This window comes from Nocardioides islandensis (assembly GCF_015352455.1).
GTDB lineage: Bacteria > Actinomycetota > Actinomycetes > Propionibacteriales > Nocardioidaceae > Nocardioides > Nocardioides islandensis.
This window is the reverse complement of record NZ_JADKPN010000020.1, coordinates 55886-80104: the sequence shown is the minus strand read 5'-3', so window position 1 is coordinate 80104 and position 24219 is coordinate 55886. Positions and strand designations below refer to the sequence as shown.

The 24219-nt window shown below is 72.8% G+C and carries 22 protein-coding genes; 10 read left to right on the top strand and 12 right to left on the bottom strand.

Translation table 11 applies throughout. The annotated features are described in order from the left end of the window. The first annotated feature begins 6 nt into the window (after nucleotides 1-6). Entirely contained in the window at nucleotides 7-924 is a 918-nt protein-coding gene (locus ISU07_RS22720) for a TIGR03086 family metal-binding protein (protein ID WP_194709138.1), read from the top strand. A 3-nt stretch (nucleotides 925-927) separates the two neighbouring features. Here ISU07_RS22720 and ISU07_RS24990 read toward each other — a convergent pair whose 3' ends face one another. Continuing rightward, complete coding sequence (locus ISU07_RS24990; RefSeq protein WP_194709137.1) at nucleotides 928-2544, bottom strand: LuxR C-terminal-related transcriptional regulator; 1617 nt, start codon at nucleotides 2542-2544, stop codon at nucleotides 928-930. Between the two features lie 122 nt (nucleotides 2545-2666). On the opposite strand from ISU07_RS24990, the gene ISU07_RS22710 reads away from it, so the two are divergent. Next, complete coding sequence (locus ISU07_RS22710) at nucleotides 2667-3803, top strand: flavin-containing monooxygenase (protein ID WP_194709136.1); 1137 nt, start codon at nucleotides 2667-2669, stop codon at nucleotides 3801-3803. A gap of 9 nt (nucleotides 3804-3812) precedes the next feature. Then, entirely contained in the window at nucleotides 3813-5057 is a 1245-nt protein-coding gene (locus ISU07_RS22705) for a phospholipase D-like domain-containing protein (RefSeq protein ID WP_194709135.1), read from the top strand. Between the two features lie 59 nt (nucleotides 5058-5116). On the opposite strand, the gene ISU07_RS22700 is transcribed toward ISU07_RS22705, so the two are convergent. After that, the gene (locus ISU07_RS22700; protein WP_194709134.1) at nucleotides 5117-6091 is read right to left on the bottom strand and encodes a DNA-3-methyladenine glycosylase family protein; all 975 of its coding nucleotides are present in this window, start codon (nucleotides 6089-6091) and stop codon (nucleotides 5117-5119) included. A 40-nt stretch (nucleotides 6092-6131) separates the two neighbouring features. On the opposite strand from ISU07_RS22700, the gene ISU07_RS22695 reads away from it, so the two are divergent. After that, nucleotides 6132-6983 (top strand): tryptophan 2,3-dioxygenase, encoded by an 852-nt coding sequence (locus ISU07_RS22695; protein WP_323742768.1) that lies wholly within the window; start codon nucleotides 6132-6134, stop codon nucleotides 6981-6983. 30 nt (nucleotides 6984-7013) lie between these two features. Here the strand turns inward: ISU07_RS22695 and ISU07_RS22690 are convergent, their stop codons facing one another. Further along, on the bottom strand, nucleotides 7014-8135 hold the full coding sequence (locus ISU07_RS22690) for a glycoside hydrolase family 12 protein (RefSeq protein ID WP_194709133.1): 1122 nt from the start codon (nucleotides 8133-8135) through the stop codon (nucleotides 7014-7016). Nucleotides 8136-8419: 284 nt separating this feature from the next. Here ISU07_RS22690 and ISU07_RS22685 point away from each other — a divergent pair, with 284 nt between their 5' ends. Next, entirely contained in the window at nucleotides 8420-9937 is a 1518-nt protein-coding gene (locus ISU07_RS22685) for an ATP-dependent DNA ligase (RefSeq protein WP_194709132.1), read from the top strand. An 11-nt stretch (nucleotides 9938-9948) separates the two neighbouring features. On the opposite strand, the gene ISU07_RS22680 is transcribed toward ISU07_RS22685, so the two are convergent. Both ISU07_RS22680 and ISU07_RS22675 read right to left on the bottom strand, forming a co-directional pair. Beyond that, nucleotides 9949-11274, bottom strand: a complete 1326-nt coding sequence (locus ISU07_RS22680) for a hypothetical protein (protein ID WP_194709131.1) — start codon at nucleotides 11272-11274, stop codon at nucleotides 9949-9951. Beyond that, on the bottom strand, nucleotides 11267-11761 hold the full coding sequence (locus ISU07_RS22675) for an RNA polymerase sigma factor (RefSeq protein ID WP_194709130.1): 495 nt from the start codon (nucleotides 11759-11761) through the stop codon (nucleotides 11267-11269). The genes ISU07_RS22680 and ISU07_RS22675 overlap by 8 nt, the downstream gene beginning before the upstream one ends. A gap of 173 nt (nucleotides 11762-11934) precedes the next feature. Between ISU07_RS22675 and ISU07_RS22670 the strand changes: the two genes are divergently transcribed. The 3 genes from ISU07_RS22670 to ISU07_RS22660 are packed head-to-tail and all read left to right on the top strand — an operon-like array spanning nucleotide 11935 to nucleotide 14496. Continuing rightward, a complete protein-coding gene (locus tag ISU07_RS22670; RefSeq protein ID WP_194709129.1) occupies nucleotides 11935-13065 on the top strand; it encodes an SGNH/GDSL hydrolase family protein in 1131 nt (376 codons plus the stop codon). Further along, a complete protein-coding gene (locus ISU07_RS22665; RefSeq protein WP_194709128.1) occupies nucleotides 13062-13754 on the top strand; it encodes a TetR/AcrR family transcriptional regulator in 693 nt (230 codons plus the stop codon). The genes ISU07_RS22670 and ISU07_RS22665 overlap by 4 nt, the downstream gene beginning before the upstream one ends. A 7-nt stretch (nucleotides 13755-13761) precedes the next feature. Next, nucleotides 13762-14496 carry a phosphotransferase enzyme family protein gene (locus ISU07_RS22660; RefSeq protein ID WP_194709127.1) on the top strand — a complete coding sequence of 245 codons (735 nt, stop codon included), beginning with the start codon at nucleotides 13762-13764 and terminating at the stop codon, nucleotides 14494-14496. Between the two features lie 22 nt (nucleotides 14497-14518). Here ISU07_RS22660 and ISU07_RS22655 read toward each other — a convergent pair whose 3' ends face one another. The 4 genes from ISU07_RS22655 to ISU07_RS22640 all read right to left on the bottom strand — a co-directional run bounded on the left by ISU07_RS22655 (nucleotide 14519) and on the right by ISU07_RS22640 (nucleotide 18569). Then, entirely contained in the window at nucleotides 14519-15481 is a 963-nt protein-coding gene (locus ISU07_RS22655; RefSeq protein WP_194709126.1) for an RNA polymerase subunit sigma-70, read from the bottom strand. Beyond that, a complete protein-coding gene (locus ISU07_RS22650; protein WP_194709125.1) occupies nucleotides 15478-15774 on the bottom strand; it encodes a hypothetical protein in 297 nt (98 codons plus the stop codon). The genes ISU07_RS22655 and ISU07_RS22650 overlap by 4 nt, the downstream gene beginning before the upstream one ends. Beyond that, on the bottom strand, nucleotides 15771-17192 hold the full coding sequence (locus ISU07_RS22645) for a DHA2 family efflux MFS transporter permease subunit (RefSeq protein ID WP_194709124.1): 1422 nt from the start codon (nucleotides 17190-17192) through the stop codon (nucleotides 15771-15773). Before ISU07_RS22645 ends, ISU07_RS22650 begins: the two co-directional genes overlap by 4 nt. A 96-nt stretch (nucleotides 17193-17288) precedes the next feature. Next, on the bottom strand, nucleotides 17289-18569 hold the full coding sequence (locus tag ISU07_RS22640) for an acetyl-CoA C-acetyltransferase (RefSeq protein ID WP_194709123.1): 1281 nt from the start codon (nucleotides 18567-18569) through the stop codon (nucleotides 17289-17291). A 97-nt stretch (nucleotides 18570-18666) separates the two neighbouring features. Between ISU07_RS22640 and ISU07_RS22635 the strand changes: the two genes are divergently transcribed. Together ISU07_RS22635 and ISU07_RS22630 are read left to right on the top strand one after the other, a co-directional pair. Continuing rightward, nucleotides 18667-20004 carry a 3-oxoacyl-ACP reductase gene (locus ISU07_RS22635; protein WP_194709122.1) on the top strand — a complete coding sequence of 446 codons (1338 nt, stop codon included), beginning with the start codon at nucleotides 18667-18669 and terminating at the stop codon, nucleotides 20002-20004. Continuing rightward, the gene (locus ISU07_RS22630; RefSeq protein WP_194709121.1) at nucleotides 20004-20912 is read left to right on the top strand and encodes a MaoC family dehydratase; all 909 of its coding nucleotides are present in this window, start codon (nucleotides 20004-20006) and stop codon (nucleotides 20910-20912) included. The genes ISU07_RS22635 and ISU07_RS22630 overlap by 1 nt, the downstream gene beginning before the upstream one ends. Here the strand turns inward: ISU07_RS22630 and ISU07_RS22625 are convergent. From ISU07_RS22625 to ISU07_RS22615, 3 genes are all read right to left on the bottom strand, one after another. Then, a complete protein-coding gene (locus ISU07_RS22625; protein WP_194709120.1) occupies nucleotides 20909-22114 on the bottom strand; it encodes a M23 family metallopeptidase in 1206 nt (401 codons plus the stop codon). The genes ISU07_RS22630 and ISU07_RS22625 overlap by 4 nt on opposite strands. Before the next feature lie 203 nt (nucleotides 22115-22317). Next, on the bottom strand, nucleotides 22318-23175 hold the full coding sequence (locus tag ISU07_RS22620; protein WP_194709119.1) for an acyl-CoA thioesterase: 858 nt from the start codon (nucleotides 23173-23175) through the stop codon (nucleotides 22318-22320). 10 nt (nucleotides 23176-23185) lie between these two features. Continuing rightward, nucleotides 23186-24115 (bottom strand): PAC2 family protein, encoded by a 930-nt coding sequence (locus ISU07_RS22615; protein ID WP_194709118.1) that lies wholly within the window; start codon nucleotides 24113-24115, stop codon nucleotides 23186-23188. Between the last annotated feature and the right edge of the window lie 104 nt (nucleotides 24116-24219).

Sequence of the window (24219 nt, the reverse complement as noted above, 5' to 3'; positions counted from 1 at the left end):
TCGCACATGGACGTCTTCACGCTCTACCACCGCAGCGTCGAGCACTTCGCCGACCGGCTGACCGCCATCAAGGACGACCAGTGGGCCGACCCGACGCCCTGCGCGGACTGGGACGTGCGCGCGCTGGTGAACCACGTGACGTACGAGAACCTCTGGACCGTCCCCCTCATGGAGGGCGCGACCATCGCGGAGGTCGGCGACAGGTTCGAGGGCGACGTCCTGGGCGACGACCCCATCGGCGCCGCGCTGGACGCCGCTCGGGCCGCCATCGACTGCGTGCGCGAGCAGCTGCCCGCCGGCGGCGAGGTGCACCTGTCCTTCGGCGACCGTCCCAAGGAGGAGTACGCGCGGCAGCTGGCCGCGGACCACCTGCTGCACGGCTGGGACGTGGCGGTGGCGACGCGCGGCGACACCCGCATCGACCCGCACCTCGTGGGCGTGACCGGCACCTGGTTCGCCGCCAACGAGGACGGCTACCGCGAGGCCGGCGCCATCGCCGGGCGGCACTACCTCACCGGCGAGCCGCAGGACGACCTGCTGGCCCGGTTCGGCCGCGACCCGCACTGGGGACCGCACCACGGGGTGCTGGCCCGGTTCAACGCGGCGTTCGGGAGCGGGGACCTGGAGGCCGCCCTCGCCCTCAGCACCGACGACATCGTCTTCGACAGCACGTCCCCCGCCCCCGACGGCACCCGCGTCGAGGGCAAGGACGCCGTCCGCGAGGTCTGGCGCGAGGTGATGACGACGCCGGGCATGACCTTCACCGAGGAGGAGTCCTTCGTCACCGGCGACCGCGCCGTCGTCCGCTGGCGCTACGGCTGGGCCGGCGACACGGGCGACGAGGGCGGCCACGTCCGCGGGGTCGACGTGGTGCGGTTCCGCGACGGCCTGGTCTGCGAGAAGCTCTCCTACGTCAAGGGCTGACCGTCACACGAGCCCGTGGTCGTGGGCCCAGGCGGTGGCCGCCCCCCTCGAGCCGCAGCCGAGCTTGCCGTAGATGTTGGACAGGTGCCTGGCCACCGTCTTCTCGCTGAGGAAGAGCCGGTGCGCGATCTCCCGGTTGCCGTGTCCAGCGGCCACCAGCCGGAGGACCTCGACCTCGCGACCGGTCAGCCCGCCGGGCGCTCGGTCCGCCGCTCCGGTCCGGCGGTCCACCCGCTCGACGTCGGGCCGGGCGCCGAGCTGCTCGAACGTCGCGCGAGCGGCGTCGTACTCCATCAGCGCCGAGCTGTCGTCACCCAGCGCCCGGCAGCAGTCGCCGATGCGGACGCGGACGCGTGCGGCGTCGTACGGCATGCCGAGCTCGCGCCAGCCCGCCCACGCCCGGCGCAGCAGCGGCAGCGCATCCGCGCTGGCGCCCTCGGCGCCCAGCAGCGCGGCGGCGGTCTCCTGCGCGCAGGCGGTGAGCATGGGAGAGTCCTGGGCCCCGGCCAGGGCCGTCAGCTCCTCGCTCGCCGCACAGGCCGCCTCCAGGTCGCCCGCGGCGAGCACGACCTCGGCGTACGCCACGAGCACGTCGGCCCGATCCGTGCGCTGCCCCTCGGCGTACAGGCGGCGGACGGTGGCGAGCGCGGCGTCGGTGCGGCCCTGGGCGAGCCGCAGCCGGGCCAGTCCGGGCTCGGGCTGCTGGCCTAAGCTGTTGGCCGTGCGGTAGGCGTCCTCAGCGTCGGCGTAGGAGCCGGTCAGGCGGTGCAGCTCGCCGAGGGCGTACCACGCGAGCCCGAGCGCCGGCTCGGCCAGGACGTCGCAGGCCGACCGGGCCTCCGCCATCGCGTCGGCCCAGGAGCCCCCCATCGCCATGATCTGGGCCCGGTGGACCAGGCAGAACCCGCGGTACGGGACTCCGCTCTCGTCGTCGGCCCATGACGACAGGGCGGCCGTCCACTCCCGGGCCCGTCGCAGGTCGCGCAGGTCCATGCACGCCGCGATCACGCCGCAGTAGGCCATGCCGGTCACCGGCGGGCTCAACATGCCACCGGTGACCTCCAGCATCACCTCGTCGTAGACGCGTACCGCCTCCGCGTTGCGGCGCAGCCCGAGCAGGCAGTGCCCCGCGTCCAGCAGCGCCAGGGTCCGCACGTCGACGGCCCCCACGGCCTGGGCCTGCGAGGCCGTGCGTCGCGCGGACACCAGCGCCTCGTCGAACCTGCCCGACTCGGCCATCAGGTGCGCCTCGAGCGCGGCGACCGCCAGACCCGGCTCGGCGTCCTGCAGGTCGTGCTCGGCGACCAGCTGCCGGCAGCGCTCGAGCCAGCCGCTGCTGCGCCCGTGCTCCCCCGCCTGCGCCAGCATGAAGGAGAGCCAGAAGGCGCACGTCGCCGACTCCGTCCAGCGCCGGTGCTCGACGCAGTGCCGGAACCCGCGGACCAGGACGGCCTCGCTCAGCTCGTCGTCGCCGGCCAGGAAGGCGCCGATCGAGAGCCGGCGCAGGTCGTCGAAGTCCAGCGGGTCCTGGGTGTCGGCCTCGCCGAGCTCGGCGACGCACCGGCCCCACGCGCGCGCGTCGAACGCCGCGCGCCCGCGCTCGAGCGCCGTGACGGTCACCCTCGCAGGGTAGGACGACCGGATGACCCCGGGCATGCACGGAACCACCCATTTCGGTTGCCGCGCCGGATGGGCATTGCTCCCGACGCGAACCCCGGCCCGCCGCTCCTAGCGTCACGGCCATGACCGACACCCGCACTCCCGAGGCCGTCGTCGACGGCGGCCACCGCGAGCACGTCCCCACGATCGTGGTCGGCGCCGGCCAGGCCGGCCTCGCCACGGCGTACTTCCTCGGCCGCTCCGGGCACCGCTGCGCCGTGCTCCACGCGGACGCGAGGGTCGGCGACCAGTGGCGGCGTCGCTACGACTCGCTGCGCCTGAACACCCCCGCCAGGTACGACCGGTTGCCGGGCATCTCCTGGGCGCTGGGACCGTGGGAGTTCCCCACGGGCGCGCAGATGGGCGACCTCCTCGAGTCGTACGCCGCCAGTCACGGCATGGACGTCCGTCATCGCACGACCGTGAGGCGGGTCGAGCGGGCCGGTGACGGGTTCCTGGTCACGACGGGTCATGGGGTCATCGAGGCCGACAGCGTGGTGGTCGCCACGGGAGGCGAGCACCACCCGCACACGCCGGAGGTCGGCAGGGCGCTCGACCCGGGGATCCGCCAGCTGCACTCCAGCGACTACCACCGACCCGGACAGCTGCTGCCGGGTCCCGTGCTCGTCGTCGGTGCTGGGCAGTCGGGAGCCGACATCGCCCTCGAGCTCGCCCGCGCCGGCCACGAGACGTGGCTGTCCGGCAAGCCGCGCGGCGAGATCTCCGTCGACATCGAGTCCCGCAAGGCCCGCACGGGCTTCCCGGTGCTGTGGTTCCTGTGGAACCGCGTCATCACCACCCGGTGGCCGTGGGGCCGCACGATGCAGCGAGAGATCCGCACCAGCGGGGCACCGCTGGTACGGGTCAAGCTGGCCGACCTGGTCGCGGCCGGGGTGCGGCACGTGGAGGCCCGCACCACGGGGACGCAGGACGGGAAGCCCGTCCTCGACGACGGCACCGTCCTCGATGTCGCGAACGTCGTGTGGTGCACGGGGTACCGCCAGGACTTCTCGTTCATCCATCCCCCGGTCACGCGCGAGGACGGGTGGCCACGCGACGTGGGCGGCGTGCTCCCGGAGCTCCCGGGGCTGTACTTCTGCGGGCTGCTCTTCCAGCGCGGCTTCTACTCCATGCTCGTCGGCGGGGCGGGCCGCGACGCCGGGTACATCGCGCGCCGCGTGGTCGAGGACAACCGGCGTCGCACCCGAGCCGCTGGCTAGATTGGCGGCGTGCGCGACGAGACCCTCCGGACGGCGATCCGCCGCGCCGTGCTCGCGGTCCTCGTCACGCCGTTCGCGGTGGCCATCGGGCTGACGCTGTTCGACTCCTACCGCCGGCGCGGCAAGAAGGCCCGGCCGTTCCCGGTCACCCCGCCGCGCGGCGTACCGGTCGGTCAGAGCGAGGTGACGACGTACACGTTCGGACGGGACCTGTACGACGACATGCTGGCCGCCATCGACGGCGCCCAGAAGCAGATCCTCCTGGAGACCTACATCTGGAAGGGCGACGAGGTCGGACAGCGCTTCAAGGACGCCCTGGCGGCCGCGGCCGACCGGGGCGTCGAGGTCTACTGCATCTACGACGGCTTCGCGAACCTCGTCGTCTCCCCCGTGTTCAAGCGGTTCCCGGTGAACATGAAGGTGCTGCGCTACCCCGTGTACGCCGCGGGGTGGCGCTTCTTCGACCTGCGCCGCTACGGCCGCGACCACCGCAAGATCCTTGTCGTCGACGACTCGGTCGGGTTCGTCGGCGGCTACAACATCGGCACGGCGTACGAGACGGAGTGGCGTGACACGCACGTGCGGATCGCCGGTCCGGGCGTCTGGGACCTGAAGCGGGCCTTCGCGGACTTCTGGAACCTGAACCGGCGCAAGCGGATCGGCCCCAGCGAGCGGCCGTTGCTGCTGGAGACCGCGTCGACCTGGGAGCCGCAGATGCGCTTCCACCGCAACGTGCCGCGGCTGATGGTCTTCCCGATCCGGGGCATGTACCTCGAGGCGATGGACCGCGCCAGCCGCAACATCTGGATGACGTGCGCCTACTTCATCCCCGACCAGGACTTCGTGGACACCATGACCCGTGCGGCCCGGCGCGGCGTCGACGTCCGGCTGCTGGTCCCGCTGAAGTCCAACCACGTGGTCGCCGACTGGATCTCGCGCGGGTACTTCGCCCAGCTGCTCCACGCCGGCGTCCGCATCATGCGGTTCCGCGACGCGATGGTGCACGCCAAGACCTGCACGATCGACGGGTCCTGGACCACGGTCGGCACGGCGAACGTCGACCGGCTCTCGCTGTCGGGCAACTACGAGATCAACCTCGAGGTGATCGACTCCTCGCTCGCGCGGCAGCTGGAGGAGGTGTTCGGCGTCGACGAGAGCAACTGCCTCGAGCTCACCCAGGACGAGTGGGACGCCCGGGACCTGCACCGCAAGTTCACCGAGTTCGTGCTGGCGCCGCTGCGGCCGTTGCTGTAGCCGTCCTCGCTGGTCGAGGAAGGACGAAGCCCTGTCGCGAGACCCCGCGAGGTCAGCGGTCAGGTCACCGGCTCTCGTAACGGGCCTGACGGCCCTCCTCGACCGGCGGAACGGCTCGGGACGTGCGTGGGCAGGCTCATCCGGGGGCCGCGGCGCGGGGCGCCGAGGCCGGCCATCGCGACGTACGCCTGGACGCGGCCACGGTGCGGGCGCCACTCCTCCAGCAGCTCGGCCAGCTCGGCGTCGTCGATGCGCCGGCCGAGCAGGGCCCAGCCGATGTCCTTGGCGACGTGGTAGTCGCCGAAGCTCACGGCGTCCGGGTCGCCGAAGGCTCGCTGGCGGACCTCCGCGCTGGTCCACACACCGACCCCCGGGAGGGTGCGCAGCTTGGCGTCGGCGTCCGCGGGCGTCAGCCGGTCCAGCGACTCCCCGACCCGGGCCGCGGTGACCAGCGTGCGCGAACGGTCGGGGCCGATGCCCATGCGCAGCCAGTCCCAGGACGGGATGGTGCGGATCCGGTCGGCGCTCGGCTGCACCCACAGCTTGCGCTCGAGGCCCGGCCCCGGGGCGCGCTCGCCGAAGAAGTGCACGAGGCTCCGGAAGCCGGCGAACGCCTCCTTGCCGGTCACCTTCTGCTCGACGATCGACGGCGCCAGCGCCTCGAACACCCGGTCGGTCCGCCCGAGCCGCCAGTGCGGGTGGTGCCGGAGGACCTCCGCGAGCACGGGGTGCCGCGGCACGAACCCGGACGGGTCGTCGTCGGCGCCGAGCAGGGAGGGCACGTGGTCGAGCGCCCAGGCGGCACCCGGTCCCCAGGCCTCGGCGTGCACCTCGCCGAGCCGCGGACGCGACTGCACGACGAGCGTGGCCGGGCCCTCCGGCGTGCGGCTCGCCCTCCAGTGCCGGGCTGCGTCGCCGTGCCCCTCGGTGCGCATGGTCGGGTCGCCGCCACCGCGTCGCTGCTGGCGGATGATCCCGCCGACCGGGCACGGCCAGGCGGGTCGCCAGACCCGCTCGTGCCCCTGCTCCGCCACGTTGCGCACGGTACCCGTCGGGTCCGACTACGTTGGCGCCGTGGACAACCCCCCATCGAACCAGCGGGAGATGGAGCCGGGGATCGAGCGCGACTTCAGCGCCCAGATGTCGTACGGCGACTACCTGCGGCTCGACCTCCTCCTGTCGGCGCAGCAGCCGCAGAGCGACCCGCCGCAGCACGACGAGCTGCTGTTCATCGTCCAGCACCAGACCTCCGAGCTGTGGCTGAAGCTGATGGTGCACGAGCTGCGCTCGGCGCGGTCGCTGCTCGCGTCCGACGAGCTGTCCCCAGCGCTCAAGCGGCTGGCCCGCGTCAAGCACGTCCAGCACGTGCTCACCGACCAGTGGTCGGTGCTGGCGACGATGACGCCGTCGGAGTACGCCCTGATCAGGCCGTTCCTCGCGACGTCGTCGGGGTTCCAGTCGGCGCAGTACCGCGAGGTCGAGTTCCTCCTCGGCAACAAGAACGCCGACATGGTCAAGGTGTTCTCCCACGACCCGGCCGCCCGGGCCGAGCTCGACGGGCTGCTCCGGGAGCCGAGCCTGTACGACGAGTTCCTGGCGTACCTCGCGCGGCACGGGTACGACGTACCTCCCGCCCTCCTGGACCGCGACTGGTCGCAGCCCTACCGGCTGTCGCCGGAGCTGGTCGACACCTTCGCGGCGGTGTACGCCGCGCCGGAGGAGCACTGGGGTGTCTACGAGACCTGCGAAGAGCTGGTCGACCTCGAGGACAACTTCCAGGAGTGGCGGTTCCGGCACCTCCAGGTCGTGCAGCGGACGATCGGCCACAAGACCGGCACCGGCGGCTCCTCCGGGGTCGACTTCCTGCGCCGGGCGCTGGACCTCACGTTCTTCCCGGAGCTGTACGAGGTGCGCACGAGGCTCTGACGACGGTCGGTGCGGTGTTCCCTCCTCGCGTCAGGACAGGTTGAACGTCAGGCCCGTCATCGGGAAGGTCTGGGTGCCGGCGGTCGAGCAGATCTCCACGCCGTACTCCAGCTGGGTCGGGACGTCGGTCGACTTGATCAGACCGCGCCCGACGAGGTACTTCATCGCCGCGAGCAGGTCGACCGAACCGGACTTCACCATCGTCTGCCGGAAGAACACGAAGATCCCGCCGTTGTTCTGGAACCAGTACGGCACCCCGCCGATCACGACGGTGGTCGACTTGTCGTTGGGCCAGTAGAGGTTGGTGCCCGTCCACTCGTTCCAGATCATGATCTCGGTGCTGTAGTTGTTCAGCCAGATGTCGTACATCGCGTCCCACGAGCCGGCGGCCGGGAACGCCTCGGAGAACGTCGACGTGATCGAGTTGTACTGGCCGATCGTCTTGGTGGAGTTGGTGTTGTACTGGGTGTCCGGGTAGGTCTGGACCTGGCCGCCCATGTCGGGCTGGTTGGAGGTCACGTACCACGACGAGGGGCTGCACGCGTACATCGTCTGGGGGCCGTGGCCGCCACTCCAGGCGTTGTTGTTGACCCACCAGGTGTCGCTCGGCTGGTAGGTGGCGGTCGCGGCACTCCCCGTCCACACCGGCTGGCTGCAGGTGCCGCTGGGCCCCGAGGTCGGGGGCGCGCTCGTCGTGGGCGGCGCGCTCGACGTGGGCGGTGCGCTCGACGTGGGCACGCTCGTGCTGGTCGTCGCGCTCGTCGGCGGCGCGCTGAGCGTGGGGGCCGCCGAGGTCGGCGTCGACGTGGACGTCGTCACGGTCGGGTTCGCCGACGTCGTGGTCGGGACCGGTGGTGCCGTGCACCTGGGCAGGGTCGGCCGCTTGGCGCAGACGCCGCCACCTGACGTCCCCCGGCCGGCCAGCTGCCGCAGCGCCCGCGCCTTGGCCGACGGGCGGTGGCGCGTGCCGGCGCGCTTCGAGGCATCACCGGAGGTGGCCTTCTTCTCCGTCGCAGCTCGGTGCTTGGCACGGTGCTGGGCGGTGGCGTCGCGGGACGCGGTGTGCCGGGCGTCGTCGTAGGACGTGTGGACGAGGTAGCCGCTCACCACGAGCGCGAGCAGCGTGAGGACGGCGAAACGGACATTGCGCATGATCCCTCCCGAGGATCAGGGCGCGGAGCATCGTTCGCGTCACCGCCAGAGGCAGGGGGAGAAGGGCGCGCGAAACTCCGGGGGGGTTGGGGGGTGACAGGGATGGTGACAGGGGTTCAGAACACGAGCAAGAGCAGTCCTCCTGAGGGGGTCTGGTCGTCTAGACAACAGACGATGGCCCAGAAGGGCAACCCTTCCCCCAGGTCTCCCCGACGAGAAGTGGACGAGGACCCCCTCACGACCGCGCCGGGCGGGCCGTCGGCACCGACGTCCACAATGGCCCGGTGCTGCTCGCCAGGATCGTGGAGACCTCGCAGACCGTCGCCGCCACGCGGTCCCGCAAGGCCAAGGTCGCGGCCTTGGCCGTCCCGTTGGCCGAGGCCGGTCCGGGAGAGCTCGAGGTCGTCGTCGCCTACCTCGGCGGCTCACTGCTGCAGCGACGCACGGGCGTGGGCTGGCGCGGGCTCGGCTCGCCGCCCGAGCCCGCGGACGAGCCGTCATTGACGGTGCACGAGGTGCACGCGGCGTTCGAGCACCTCGCCGGCCTCTCCGGCAGCGGCTCGCAGGCCGCCCGGGCGGCCGCGGTCCAGGACCTGCTGGGCCGGGCGACGGCCGAGGAGCAGGTGTGGCTGCGCGGGGTCATCACCGGCAACGTGCGCCAGGGCGCGCTCGACGCGCTCGTCCAGGAGGGGCTGGCGGCGGCGTCGGGTGCTCCGCTCTCGGCCGTACGCCGCGCCGCCATGCTCGCCGGCGGCACCGTGCCGATCGCGCGGGCGGCCTTCTCCGGGGAGTCGGCGCTGGCCGAGGTGTGTCTCGAGGTCGGCCGCCCGGTCCTGCCGATGCTCGCCTCGAGCGCCCCGGACGTGGGGGCGGCGATGGCCAAGGCCGGCGGCGGCGCGGTGAGCATCGACACCAAGCTGGACGGCATCCGCATCCAGGTGCACAAGGACGGCGACGACGTCGTGATCGCCACCCGATCGCTGGACGTGATCACCGACCGGTTGCCCGAGGTGGTCGACATCGTGCGCGCGCTGCCCGCCTCGCGGCTGGTGCTCGACGGCGAGGCACTCGCACTGGCCGACGACGGCCGGCCGCGGCCGTTCCAGGAGACCGCCTCGCGCACGGCGATGGGCGCCGGCGTCACGGTCACGCCCTACTTCTTCGACCTGCTCCACCTCGACGGCACCAACCTCCTCGACCGGCCGGGCGCGGAGCGCTGGGCCGCCCTCGCCGACCTCGTCCCGGCCGAGCACCGCACGCCCAGCGTCACGACGTCCGACGTCGCGGAGGCGGAGTCGTTCGTGCGGACCGCGCTGGACCTCGGGCACGAGGGCGTGGTGGTGAAGTCGGTGTCCGCCCCGTACGACGCCGGCCGCCGCGGCTCCGCGTGGGTCAAGGTCAAGCCGGTGCACACCCTCGACCTCGTCGTGCTCGCCGTCGAGTGGGGCTCCGGCCGCCGCGAGGGGTGGCTCTCCAACATCCACCTCGGCGCCCGGGCCGACGACGGCGACGGGTTCGTGATGCTCGGCAAGACGTTCAAGGGGATGACCGACGAGATGCTCGCCTGGCAGACCGGGCGGTTCACCGAGCTCGCCCTCGAGCCGGCCGAGGTCAAGGCCCACCACGTCGTGCCGGTCCGCCCGGAGCAGGTGGTCGAGATCGCCCTCGACGGCATCCAGCGGTCGACGCGGTACCCCGGCGGCATCGCGCTGAGGTTCGCCCGCGTCGTTCGCTACCGCGACGACAAGTCGCCCGACGAGGCCGACACCCTGGCGACGGTGAAGGAGATGTTCGGGGGCTGACGCCGGCGTCCTCAGCGCCAGTCGCGGACCGCGTGCCACGTGCGCCCGTCGTCGTCGGACCAGAGCCCGCCCGACCAGATCCGGCCACCGAGCTCGGTGAACGCGGTCGCGTCGTACCCCGCCACGTCGGTGCGCTCCGACTCGACGTAGACCACGTCGAAGGAGTCCGCGTCGGCGTCGGCCCGCCAGATCTGCCGGGGCGGCCACGCGTACAGAGCGAGCTCGCCGCCGGAGTCGAGAGCCATCAGGGCACCGCTCCGGGTGCGGTGGACCGAGAGCCTGGACGGCGCCGATGGCAGCGCGATCCGGCGGACCTGCCACGGCTGCCCCCCTTCCCCGCTCGACCGCACGGTGAGGACCAGCGACGCCGGGTCCAGCGACCAGACCGCCATCTCGCCCCTCGGCATCCCGGACACCGTGCCGGTCGCGTCGGCGGGGCCGAAGTCACGAGTGTGCAGGACGCCGCCGTCGTACCAGTACGGCACGAGGTCGGTGACGTTCTCCAGTCCCCACGGCTCGTCCGCCTCCGCGGGACTCACGGCCGGGCGGCCGTGAACGAGCTCGTCGACCAGCCAGGGCGCCTCGGCCTGGTAGGACGTGTCGGTCTCGGCATCGACGAGGCACCAGCCGACGGGTGACGTCGGCGCGGCCGGGTCGGCGTCGTACCCGCCGCACCAGTGCCACCGGCGCGCGTCCCCCGACCTGGTCTCCACGGCCGCGGCGAGGTGGGTGAGGGTCCCGTCGTCGCGCAGCAACCAGCCGGGACTGTTCGGGTTCCCCGCGTCGACCAGCAGCAGGAGGCCGGGGCCGGGGCTGACCACCTCGGTGAATCCGGGGTCGCGGTACGGGTCGTACGGGATCCGGCGGTACATCGTGCTCTCGAAGCCGTCGGTCGTGATCGCCATGGCCCAGAAACGCGGACGCCCGCGCGGCTCGTCGTCGTTGGGGCACCACGAGCACGGCGCCGACCAGATCGCGACCCGGAAGTCCGGGTCGTCGAGCGAGATGCCCGACAGGACCAGGTCGGCGTTCGGCTTGGCCACGACCTCGCGCAGCGTCATGGACGTGTCGGACGCATGCGTGGCCGGTCCGCCCGACTCGTCCGTCGCGGTCCGGGTCGGGGAGGGCGTCGGCGGGTGCACGGGCTCCGGTACCGCACCGTCCTCCCGGGGCACGAGCAGGAACACCACGGTGGCCACGACCGCGACGGCCACGGCGCCGACGGCCGCGAGCGTCGCGGACAGACGCGAGCGACGCCGGGCGACGTCCTGCAGGGCACCCAGCGGCGGCGGCTGAACGCGGTCGCCCAGGCTGCGCAACGACGTGAGGTCAGGCACGTTCCCACTCCTCCCGCTCGTCGAGCAGCGCGGCCAGTCGCGCCCGGGCCCGCGACAGCCGCGACTTCACGGTGCCCTCCGGGATGCCGAGCTCGGCGGCGATCTCCGCGGTCCCCAGGTCCGCGAGGTGGTGCAGCACGACGACCTCCCTGCCCGCGGCGTCGAGCCCAGCCAGTGCCCGGACGAGGGCCACGTGGTCGGGTCCGACCTCGACCGCCGCCTGTGAGCCGGGCACCCGCGGCTGCAGGCGGCGTACGACGGCCGCGTGCCTCCAGCCGGATCGCAGCCGGTTGACGGCGACCGTCCGCAGCCATGCCTCGTGGTTGGCGACGGCCTCGAGCTGCCGACGCTTGCGGATCGCGGTGACGAACGCCTCCTGCACCGCGTCCTCGGCCTCCACGAGGTCACCGCAGATGGCGTACATCTGCACGACCAGGCGCCGGTACGACGCCTGGTACAGCGCGTCGAGGTCGAGCGCACCGTGCATGCCCACCTCCCGCGCCTCCGCATCGGCCCTGACGCGAGGACGAGCCCCAGGTACCGCCTCCGGTTCCCGAGCCCGCCAGGAATTCTCCTCCCAGACGCGACGATGTGCCGGGTCGTGTGCCTCACGACGCGCGGTAGCCCGTTCTCAGGCACACGACCCGGCAGGGTGGTGCCATGCCTACGACGCCGATCACCGCCGACCTCGTCCGCGGCGCGCTCGACCTCGAGCCGACCGGGCGCGGCCTGCTCCCCCACCGGCTGCCGGCTCCCGCCCGCGTGCAGATCCCCGACGACCAGCTCGCCCAGGCCGAGGCGCAGCCGTCCGGCGTCCGTCTCGCGCTGACCACGACGGCGACGACGCTCGAGCTCGACGTGCTCCCGACGAAGCTGGCGTACGCCGGCGCGCCGCCGCGGCCGGACGGGATCTACGACCTGCTGGTCGAGGGCGAGCTCGTGGCCCAGGCGACGGCGCAGGGCGGCAACGTCCGGACCGTCGACATGGCCACCGGCGCCGCCACCCTGACCGAGGGCCCGATCGCGACGGTCCGGTTCGACGGCCTCCCGGCCGGCGAGAAGCGCGTCGAGATCTGGCTGCCGCACAACGAGTCCACCGAGCTGGTCGCCCTGCGCGGCGACGAGGCCCTCCGTCCGACGGCGACCGACCGCCGTACCTGGCTCCACCACGGCTCCTCGATCAGCCACGGCTCGAACGCCGCCAGCCCGTCGACGACCTGGCCGGCGATCGCCGCCACGAGTGCCGGCGTCGACCTGGTCAACCTCGGCTTCGGCGGCAGCGCGCTGCTCGACCCGTTCGTGGCCCGCACCATCCGGGACACCCGGGCCGACCTCATCAGCCTCAAGCTCGGCATCAACCTGGTGAACCACGACCTGATGCGGCTGCGGGCGTTCGGGCCGGCCGTGCACGGGTTCCTCGACACCATCCGCGACGGCCACCCCACCACGCCGCTGCTCGTCGTCTCGGCGATCCTGTGCCCGATCCACGAGCACACACCGGGCCCGGCCGTGCCCGACCTGAGCGCGCTGGCCGAGGGCAGGCTGTCGTTCACGGCGACCGGCGACCCCGCCGACCCGACCCGCCTGACGCTCACCACCATCCGTGCCGAGCTCGCACGTATCGTCGAGGAGCGCCGCGCCACCGACCCGCATCTCACCTACCTCGACGGACGGCAGCTCTACGGCGAGGGTGACGCCGCCGAGCTGCCGCTCCCCGACCAGCTGCACCCCGACGAGGCGACGCACCGGCTCATGGGGGAGCGGTTCGCCGCCCAGCCGCTCCTACGATGAGCACCGTGCCCACCCGCGAGTCCGACGGTCGTCGTACGGCCGCGGCGGCCCGTCGCCGGGCCCGCGAGGCCGAGATCGTCACGGCGACGCGCCGGTTGTTCGACCGCAGCGGCGTGCGCGAGGCCAACATCGACGAGATCGCGCGAGCGGTCGGCGTCAACCGGGCGATCGTCTACCGGCACTTCACCGGCAAGGAGGACCTCTTCGCGCTGACCATGGTCAGCTACCTCGAGGAGCTGGCCGGTCTGCTGGACGCCGCCGCGAAGACGTCCAAGTCCCCGGACAAGCGGCTCACCGCCATCGTCACGACGTTCGCCGACTACGCACTCGAGCACCCGGCGTTCGTCGACTGCGCCCAGGCCCTGATGCGGCGCCCCGGCAGCGAGCTGCTCGACGAGGTGTCGGAACGGGCACTGCTCAAGCTCGGCGGCGGGATGGCGGCGTGCCTGCGCAGCCTGTCGTCGGTGATCGAGGCGGGCAACGCCACCGGCGAGTTCAAGGTGAAGGACGCGACCCTGCTGGCCAACACGCTCTACGCCAGCGGACTCGGCGCGCTGATGCTCGCGCGGTCGGGCCTGGTGATCCGCGAGGCGGCACCGGGAGTCCCGGTCGTCGGCGAGATCAGTCCCGAGCAGGTGAAGGCGCACATGGTCGCCACCGCCCTCGCCGCCGCCCGCGGGAAGATCTAGGGCGCCGGTGGGCTGGGAGGCACTCGAGCAGTGGGGTGACGGCGCCGCTCGGACCGAGCCGCTCACCGGCGGCACCGCGAACGACGTGTGGAGCGTGCGCCTCGGCGGTCGACGCGCGGTGGCTCGTCTGGGCACCAGGAGCGACGCCGACCTCCAGTGGGAGACCTCGCTCCTCCAGCACCTCGACCGGGAGGGCCTGCCCGTCCCGGCGCCGATCCCGACGACCGACGGGCGGCTGTACGCCGACGGCCTGGTGGTGATGACGTACGTCGAGGGCGGACCGCCGACGACCGAGGACGACTGGCGCCGGGTGGCCGACACGCTGCGCCGGCTGCACGAGCTGACACGGGGCTGGCCGCAGCGACCGGGCTGGCGGTCCTCCACCGACCTCCTGCACAGCGGGACGGGGACGAAGATCGACCTCGGTGCGATGCCCGCGGAGGCCGTCGAGCGTTGCCGAGCGGCATGGGCCCGACTCGTCGGACGGCCGACGTGCGTCGTCCACGGCAACCCCGACAACCCCGGCAACGTGCGAGTCACGGCGGACACGGTCACCCTGATCGACTGGGACGAGGCACGAGTCGACGTCCCGGCCCTCGACCTGGCGCTGCCGCACAACGCCGCCGGCCTCGACGTCGACGAGCTCGATGTCGCCTCCCAGGCCGCTGCGGCGTGGGAGGCCGCCGTCTGCTGGAAGGACGACTACGCCGTCCGGCGGCTGGCCCAGGTCCGGCCGGCCTGACCGGCCCGGACCCGGTCCGCCGTCACGGCGCGGCCCGGACCAGCTCGGGGTTGAGGAAGCTGGTGAAGGCCGTGATGCCGCCGGCGCCGAACGTGAGCAGCGACAGGCCGTGGCTCAGGTACGCGCCGACCTGCTCGTCCCAGACCGCGAACGCGATCGCCGGCTGCGCGTTGGCGCCCGTGGGGGCGAGCCGCCACCGCCGGCCCGGCCGCAGCGGGGTGCGGGCCAGGAACGTCGCCACGTCCTCGCGCCCGCGGTACCACTCGGCGAACGGCGGCATCGTCATCTCGACGTCGTCGGCCAGCAGCGCCACCACGGCGTCGACGTCGCTGCGCTCCCAGGCCGCGACGAACGCCGCCACCGTGGCCCGCACCTGACGGTCACCGACCTCACGCAGCACCTCCTGCTGGCTCCGCTCGGGGAGCGAGGACCGCAACGACCCTCGCGCCCGCGCCAGGGCACTGGTCACCGAGTCGACGGTCGTGTCCAGGACCTCGGCGGTCTCGGCGGCCGTGAACGCGAGCACGTCGCGCAGCACCAGGACCGCCCGCTGGAGCGCGGGCAGTCGCTGGAGCGCGACCACGAAGGCCAGCTCCACCGACTCCCGCTGCTCGTACACCGCGTCGGCCGGGGCGGACTGCCACGAGATCCCGGCGTCCGGAAGGGGCCCGAGCCAGACGGTCTCCACCAGCGGCGCCGCCAGCCCGTCGGCCGGGTCGGCGGCCGGCCCCAGATCCATCGGGACCAGCCGTCGCCCGCGCCGCTCGATCTCCCGCAGGCAGACGTTGGTGGCCACCGAGTAGAGCCACGTCCGCAGCGCGCTACGGCCCTCGAACCTCTCGATCCCCCGCCACCCGCGCAGCAACGTCTCCTGCACGGCGTCCTCCGCGTCGTGGGACGAGCCGAGCATCCGGTAGCAGTGCAGCAGCAGCCCGGCTCGCAGCGGCGCCACCTCTGCGGCGAAGTCCTCCGACCGCGTGGTCACGCCCCGTAGCTCCCCACCAGCGTCACGGGTTGGAGCACGGGCTGGTCCGCGCAGCGGTCCTCGACCAGCGTCGCGGTGAACCGCTGGAAGGCCTCGGAGACCTGCAGCGCTCCTCCGTCACCCTCCTCGTGCGCCAGGTGCAGGAACGTGACGCCGTCCTCGAGCAGGTAGACGCGGTAGACGACGCCCTCGACCGCGCGTGCCTCGAGGTCGGCCATCACGTCACGAACGTACGCCGCGTTCTCCTCCCCGCGCCCGTCCTTGACCCGGTAGGTCACCATCCGGGCGCTCATGCCGCCACCGCCTCGCTCACGCCGGCGACGGCCGGCACCTGCGCCACCGCTCCGGGACGGCGCGCGGGCAGCAAGGCACCGGCGACGGCACCCAGGGCCGACAGCGCGGCCGCCGCCAGGACGGCACCACGGAAGCCGTCGACGAAGTCGGCGGGGCCGGCGTATCCGCCGACGGTGCCGAAGACGGCGACCGTCACGGCAATGCCGAGCACCCCGCCCAGCTCGCGCATCGTGGCGTTGACGCCCGACGCCGTCGCGACGTCCCGGTCGGCCACGGCGGCCACCACGGCGCTCTGCCCGCACGGGATGGCGAGGGAGACCCCGATGCCGCCGAGCACGAACGGACCCAGGGTGTCGAGGTAGGCCAGGTCGGTGCCGACCGTCAGTCCGAACCAGAGCATCGCGGCCGCCTGCAGCGTCAGTCCGACCGTGACGAGCGGCCGCTCACCGATGCGGTCGGCCAGCGCACCGGCCGCCGGGGCGACCACGAGGAAGGTGCCCGTCCACGCCATCAGCCGGAGCCCCGCGTCGAGGGGCGACTGACCCGAGACCACCTGGAGCAGCTGGCCGTAGAAGAAGACGGCCGAGAACAGGGCTGCGAACGTGCACGCGATGGCGACGTTGCCGGCCGCGAACCCTCGCACGCGGAGCAGCCGGGGCGGGAGCAGGGGCGCTGCCGCCCGGCCCTCCCACCACGCGAACCCGACCAGCACGGCGAGGGCACCGAGCGCGGCCCCCACCACCTCGGCGCTGGTCCATCCCGACGACCCGCCGCGCACCAGGGCCCACACGACGCCCAGCACGCCCGCGGCCAGGAGCACGACCCCCGGCACGTCGAGCCGGCTCTGCGACGACCTCGCCTCGGGCACCAGGCGCAGCACCAGCGGGGCGGCCAGCAGCCCGACCGGGACGTTCAGCCAGAAGATCCACTGCCACGCGAGGCCGTCCACGACCGCCCCGCCCACGAGCGGCCCGCTGGCCACCGCGAGCCCCGTCACGGCGCTGAACAGACCCAGGGCGGCGCCGCGCCTCTCGGCGGGGAACGCCGACGTCAGGAGGGCCAGACCCAGCGTCATCACCATCGCCGCGCCGACACCCTGCACCACGCGCATGGAGACCAGCGCGCCCGCGCCGCCCGACAGCGCGCAGCCGGCCGACGCCAGGGCGAACACCACCAGCCCCGCGGCGTACGTCCGCGCCCGCCCCCACCGGTCCCCGAGCACCGCGGCCGGTACCAGCAGCACCGCGAAGCTCAGGTTGTACGCGTTCACCGTCCACTCCAGGTCGGCCAGCGACGCGCCCAGGTCGTGACGGATCGTGCTCAGCGCGGAGGCCACCACCAGGGTGTCCAACGCCGCCATGAACGACCCGACCGCCGTGAGCGCGACGACCCACCGGAGCCGTCCCTTCTCGTCCATCCCCACTCCTCGTGACCTCGACGGGAGCGGCTCAGGAGGCCGCCCCTCGTCAGGTGTGATCCGCGAGGAGCGCGGAACTGGTCGGTGTGGTCGCGATCAGCGTTCGAGGATGGCGACCACGCCCTGGCCACCGGCCGCGCAGATCGAGATCAGCGCCCGGCCGGAGCCCTGCTGGGCGAGCAGCTTGGCGGCCACGTTGACGATCCGCCCGCCGGTTGCGGCGAAGGGGTGGCCGGCCGCCAGCGACGAGCCGTTGACGTTGAGCCGCGAGCGGTCGATCGGGCCGAGCGGGTTGTCCAGGCCGAGCCGCTCCTTGCAGAACACCGGGTCCTCCCAGGCCTTGAGGGTCGAGAGCACCTGCGAGGCGAACGCCTCGTGGATCTCGTAGAAGTCGAAGTCCTGGAGCGACAGCCCCTCGCGGTCGAGCATCCGGGCGACGGCGTACGCCGGGGCCATCAGCAGCCCCTCGCCGCCGTGCACGTAGTCGACGGCCGCGGTCTCGGAGGCGCGCACGAAGGCCAGCGGCTCCAGGTCCCGTGACGACGCCCAGTCCTCCGAGCCCAGCAGGACGGTCGAGGCGCCGTCGGTGAGCGGGGTCGAGTTGCCGGCGGTCATGGTGGCGGCCTCGCCGCGTCCGAAGACCGGCTTCAGCTGCCCGAGCCGCTCCATCGAGGAGTCGGGCCGGAGGTTCTGGTCGCGCTCCAGGCCGCGGAACGGCGTCACCTGGTCGTCGAGGAAGCCCGCGTCGTACGCCGCCGCCAGGTGCTGGTGCGACGCGACGGCGAGCTCGTCCTGCTCGACGCGGCCGATCTTCCACTCGAGCGCGGTCAGGGCGGCGTGCTCGCCCATCGACAGGCCCGTGCGCGGCTCGCCGTTCTTGGGGATGTCGAGCCCGATGTCGCCCGGCCGGATCTGTCCCAGGGCGGTCAGCCGGGCACGCATGTCGCGGGCGCTGTTGACGCGCACCAGCTTCTTGCGCAGCGCGTCGCTGATGGCGACGGGTGCGTCGGACGTCGTGTCGGTGCCGCCGGCGATGCCCACCTCGATCTGGCCGAGGGCGATCTTGTTGGCGACCTGGATGGTCGCCTGCAACCCGGTGCCGCAGGCCTGCTGGATGTCGGTCGCGGGCGTCTCGGGAGCGAGCTTCGAGCCGAGCACGCTCTCGCGCACCAGGTTGAAGTCGCGGGCGTGCTTGAGGACGGCGCCGGCGACGACCTCGCCCACGCGCTCCCCATCGAGTCCGAAGCGGGAGACCAGGCCGTCGAGGGCGGCGGTCAGCATGTCCTGGTTCGACGCGTCGGCGTACGCGCCGTTCGACCGGGCGAACGGGATGCGGTTGCCGCCCAGGACGGCGACCTTCCGGGGTGCGGTGCTCATGTGTCTATCGTGGTCGAGCAGCCCTCGCCAGCCAACCGGGTGAGGGGGAGATCACGAAAGGTGGACTCTGAGTGTCACAGGGAGTTACAACATCGTCGTGACCGATCGCTACCAGGACTTCGTGCAGTCCCCCATCGGCAGGTTCCTCGCCAAGAACCTGGGTCTGCCGGCGCCGGTGCCGCTGCTCCGGTACGCCGCGGGCGACCCGCTCGTCACGGGCACGGTGCTCACGGGCGGGACCGGACGGCTCGCCGAGTCGCTGCCGGGGCTCCTCGACCGGCTGGACGTCTTCGGCTCGCGGGCGGCCGACCCCGAGAGCCGGTACCGCGGGCTGGTCTTCGACGCGACCGGCCTCACCGACTCCTCCCAGCTCGGCGCGCTCCGGGACTTCTTCGGCCCGCTGATGCGCAGCCTGGAGGCCTGCCCCCGGCTGGTCGTCATCGGCACTCCTCCCGAGACGGTCGGCGGGCCCGAGCGCGTCGCGCAGCGCGCGCTCGAGGGCTTCACCCGGTCGCTCGGCAAGGAGGTCGGCCGCGGAGGGACCGTCCAGCTCGTCTACGTCGCCCAGGGTGCCGAGGGAGCGCTCCTCAGCACCCTGGCGTTCCTGCTGTCGCCGAAGTCGGCGTACGTCTCCGGCCAGGTCGTGCGCATCGGCACCACGCCCGAGCACGCTCACGCGGGCGACGTCGACGACTGGCTGCGCCCGCTCGTGGGCAAGGTCGCCCTGGTCACCGGCGCGAGCCGCGGCATCGGCGAGCAGATCGCCCGCGTGCTGCACCGCGACGGCGCGACGGTGATCGGCGTCGACGTCCCTCAGGCCGCCGACGCCCTCGTGAAGCTGACCAACGAGCTCGAGGGCGACTACCTGGCCCTGGACATCACCGCGAAGGACGCGCCGCAGCGGATCGCCCAGCAGGTCCTGACCGAGCACGGCGGGGTCGACGTCGTCGTGCACAACGCCGGCATCACCCGCGACAAGAAGCTGGCCAACATGTCCGAGGACCGCTGGGAGTCGGTGATCGGCGTCAACCTCACCGCCCCGGAGCGCATCAGCCGCGAGCTCCTGGAGCAGAAGGCCATCAGGGCCAACGGCCGGATCATCGGCGTGGCCTCCATCGCCGGTATCGCGGGCAACGTCGGCCAGACCAACTACGCGACCTCCAAGGCCGGCGTCATCGGCCTCGTGGACTCCCTCAAGGACGACCTGCCCGACGGGATCACCGTGAACGCCGTGGCACCGGGGTTCATCGAGACCCAGATGACCGCGGCCGTGCCGCTGGCCACCCGCGAGGTCGGCCGCCGGCTCAACGCGATGAGCCAGGGCGGCCTGCCCGTGGACGTCGCCGAGACCATCGCCTGGTTCGCCAGCCCCGGCTCGACCGCCGTCAACGGCAACGTCGTGCGCGTCTGCGGCCAGATGATGCTGGGCGCCTGATGACGGGACAGGCGACCGGACACACGACCGGGGTCGACGCGGGCATCGGCCTGCTGGTGCGCGCGGCCCTGCCGGCCCTCCCGGTGGTGAACCTCCTCCCCGGCATCCGCAAGACCGGCAGCGGCGACCTCGCCGGTCTCGCCCGCACCCGGCCGCCGCTGGAGATCCGGCGCGAGCACGTCACGGCGTACGCCGCGGTGTGCGGCTTTCCCGAGAAGGACACCGTCCCGCTGACCTACCCGCACGTCCTGGGGTTCCCGTTGCACCTGCAGGTGATGACGGACCCGGGGTACCCGTTCCCGGCGATGGGCAGCCTGCACCTGACCAACGCGATCACCGCGCACCGCGCGATCGCGATCGGTGAGACGGTCGAGGTCGGCGTGCGGCCGGAGAACCTCCAGCCGCACGCCAAGGGCCGCACCGTCGACTTCGTCACCGAGGTGACCAGCGCCGGCGAGCTCGTCTGGGAGGCGCGCTCGACCTACCTGCGGCGCGGCCCGGCCGGCGACCCGGGATCCGCCGGCGCGCCGTCCGGACCGGTCTTCGACGAGGTCGAGACCTCCGGCGTCACGTGGTCCCTGCCCGGCGACCTGGGACGCCGGTACGCCGCGGTGTCGGGCGACCGCAACCCGATCCACCTCTACGCGCTCACCGCCAGGGCACTGGGCTTCAAGCGGCAGATCGCCCACGGCATGTGGACCAAGGCGCGCTGCGTGGCCGCCCTGGAGAACCGGCTCCCCGACGCCGTCACCGTCGAGGTGGCGTTCAAGAAGCCGGTCTTCCTCCCGGGCAGGGTCGCCTTCGGCAGCAAGCCGACCGACACCGGGTACGCTTTCGCGCTGTCCGACCCCAGGTCGGGCGCGCCGCACCTGCAGGGCCGGGCGGTCCGCGCCGAGGACTCGGCCTAGCTGCGAGGGGTGCCGTAGGTCCGGGTGACCTGCCGGCTGATCGGTGCCATCGGCGAGGCGGCGACGCGCTGGAAGAACTGCGCCGTGCCGGGGCGCCAGACGCCGAGGTCGGTGCGGCCGTTGCCGTCCCAGTCGCCGGCCACCGGGAGGTCGCCGGGGGCGCCGTACGTGACGCGGGTGAGCCAGACGAGGCCGTTGGCGTCCTGGAGGCGCAGCGTGAACCGGGCCTTGGTGATGTCGTAGACGCCGAGGTCGGTGGTGCCGTCGCCGTTCCAGTCGCCGGTGACGGGGATGTCGCCGGCCTTGCCGAGGCGCACCGGGTAGCTGTGGCCGTCGGGCTTGCGCAGCCGGAACACGTTGCTGTCGGCCTTGCGGACACCGACGTCCCAGAGGTGGTCGCCGTTCCAGTCACCGGCCACCGGGATGTCGCTGCGGTTGCCCATCGTCAGCTCGACGGTGCCGGTGGGGGTGTCCAGGAAGAACGAGCGGGTCGAGGACCGGCGCACGCCCAGGTTGGCGAACCCGTCCCCGTCCCAGTCGCCGACGACGGGGGTGTCGGTGCCGACACCGAAGGGGACGTACGCAGGACCAGCCGGGTCGTTGATCTGGAAGGTCGCGTTCGACCGGTTGAACACCGCGAGCTCGGCGATCCCGTCGCCGGTGAAGTTGGCGGCCAGCGGGACGTCCGGGCAGTTCTGGGACTGCTGCGTGGCGCCGAACGCGAACTGGGCGCCGTGGAAGAACGGTTCGACGTCCTTGCCGTTGAGCCGCTCCTCGAAGTGCAGGTGCGGCCCGCTCGCATTCCCGGTCTGCCCGACGGTGCCGATGAGGCTGCCCTGGTCGACCATCTGGCCGACGCCGACGGTGACCGTGGACAGGTGCGCGTAGAGGCTCGACTCGCCGTTGCCGTGGTCGATGACGACGTACCGCCCGTAGCTGCGCGTGCCGTCCGGCACCGCCGTGGTCACCACCCCCGCCGCCGCGGCCACGACGGCGTCGTCGATGTCGTCGGGCCGGTTCCAGTCGACCGAGTAGACGCTCGGGCTGTGGCCGGGCCTGGTGGTCCCCGTCCACGACTCGCTGCACGGGAACGGCATCTCGTACGCCGTCAGCGGAGCCGCGCCGGCGGGCGACGCGGTGGCGACGATCGCGCCGACGGCGGCAAGGCTCGCGGCGGCGAGGAGGGGGCGGGGAAGTCTCATGTGACACCTAGTCGGCGGGGGTCCGGGAGCGGAGGATGCCGGTCCCGCACGAGTCACTCGAGCCACATGCGCCACACCAGCGCTCAACCGTAACCACGCTTCGGCGTGTCTGTCACGAAACTACAACGGTGTAGTGCTATTGGAGGCGTTTTCAGTGGTTTCGCCCGCCTCGGGGCTCGACCAGCTTGGACGCTCAGCCACGCTCAGCCGCGCATGCGGATGAGCCCCTCCTGGGCCACCGTGGCGACGAGAGTGCCGTCCTCGGTGAAGACGCGGGCCAGGGCCAGGCCCCGCGCGCCGGAGGCGGACGGCGACCACTGGTCGTAGAGCCACCACTCGTCGGCCCGGAAGGGCCGGTGGAACCAGATCGAGTGGTCCAGCGACGCCGGCTGGAGGCGGGGGTCGCCGATGGTGACGCCGTGTCCGACCAGGGTGGCGCCGAGCAGCGTCATGTCGCTGGCGTAGGTGAACGTGGCCAGGTGCTCGGCGGGGTCGTCCGACAGCCGCCCGTTGACGCGGATCCACAGCTGGGCGCGTGCAGGGCGGGACGGGTCGTCGGTGAGGTTGTGGTCGGAGTTGGCCAGGTACCTCACGTCGAGGGCGGCCCACTCGCGGGCGAAGCTCTCCGAGGTCCCGCCGCGTCCGGCGGCGAGCGTGGCGAACTCGATGCCCGCGTCCGGACCTCCCGAGACCGCGGGCATGGCGTCCTGGTGCTCGAACCCCTCCTCGAGCCGCTGGAAGTTCGCGGTCATGAAGTAGATCGGGTGGCCGTGCTGACGCGCGACGATGCGCCGTGTGGAGAACGAGCGACCGTCGCGCAGCCGCTCGACGTCGTAGATGATCGGCACCGCCGTGTCACCGGGCCGCAGGAAGTAGGAGTGCAGCGAGTGCACGTGCAGGTCGTCGTCGGTGGTGCGGATCCCGGCGATCAGGGCCTGCGCCGCCACCTGACCGCCGAAGACGCGCTGGCGCTCGGTGTCGGGCTGGCGGCCGCGGAACAGGTCGACGTCGAGGCTCTCCAGGTCGAGCAGCTCGACGAGCTCGTCGGACGAGGCGGGCATGGGGCTCCCGTCAGTTGTCGTTCGGGTTGTCCGGTCGGTCCAACCCCGCCAGGAACTGCTCGAACTGCTGGCCGATCTCCTCGCCGGTGGGCAGCGGCTGGTCGCCGGCCAGCAGGCTGCTGCCGCTCTCCTCGGCGCGGGTGAACGCGTCGTACTGCTGCTCCAGCGCGGTGACGACCTCGCCGACCTCCTCGTTGGCGGCGAGGTACCGGGTGATCTCGGCCTCCCGCTCCTCGGCCTCCTCGCGCAGGACGGAGAGGTCGATGGTGAGGCGGCCGGCCCGCTCGACGTGCTCGAGCAGGGCGGCGGACGCCCGCGGGTACTCCAGCTGGGCGAGGTAGTGCGGGATGTGCGCGACGAACCCGAGCGCGTCGTGGCCCCACTCCCCCAGCCGGACCTCGAGCAGCGCCTGGGCGCTGGACGGGATGCGCAGCTCGCCGCGCCACCGGCTGTCGCCGGTGATCAGCTCGACGTTGTTGGCGTGCTGGGTGATCGCGATCGGCCGCGTGTGCGGCACGGCCATCGGCACGGCGCCCATGCTGACCACACGCGTGACGCCGAAGCGCTCCACCACCTCGCGCACGCCGACCGCGAACCCCTCCCAGCGCACGTCGGGCTCCGGGCCGTGCAGCAAGAGGTACGGCGTGCCGCCGGTGTCGCGGAGCACCCGGACGACCAGCCGCGGCGCGTCGTAGGACTCGTAGTGGTCGCGCACGAAGGACATTGCCGGCCGGCGCGCGCGGTAGTCGTGCAGCTCGTCGACGTCGAACGTCGCCACGACCGGACCGTCGGACAGGTCGACGAGGTGCCGGGCCGCGCGGGCGGCCGCGCTGCCGGCGTCCAGGAACCCGTCGAGCACCAGCACCATGGTCAGCGCGGCGAGGTCGGAGTCGTCGAGCTCGGGGACCTCGTCGACGATGTGGACCAGCCGCTGTGACATGTGTGCGACCCTATCCGCGCACGACGGAGGAGTGCGCGGATAGGTGGGAGCCAGGTAGAGCAAGCCGGGCGACCGAGCTTGCGAGGTCGCCACCGGCGCGTCGA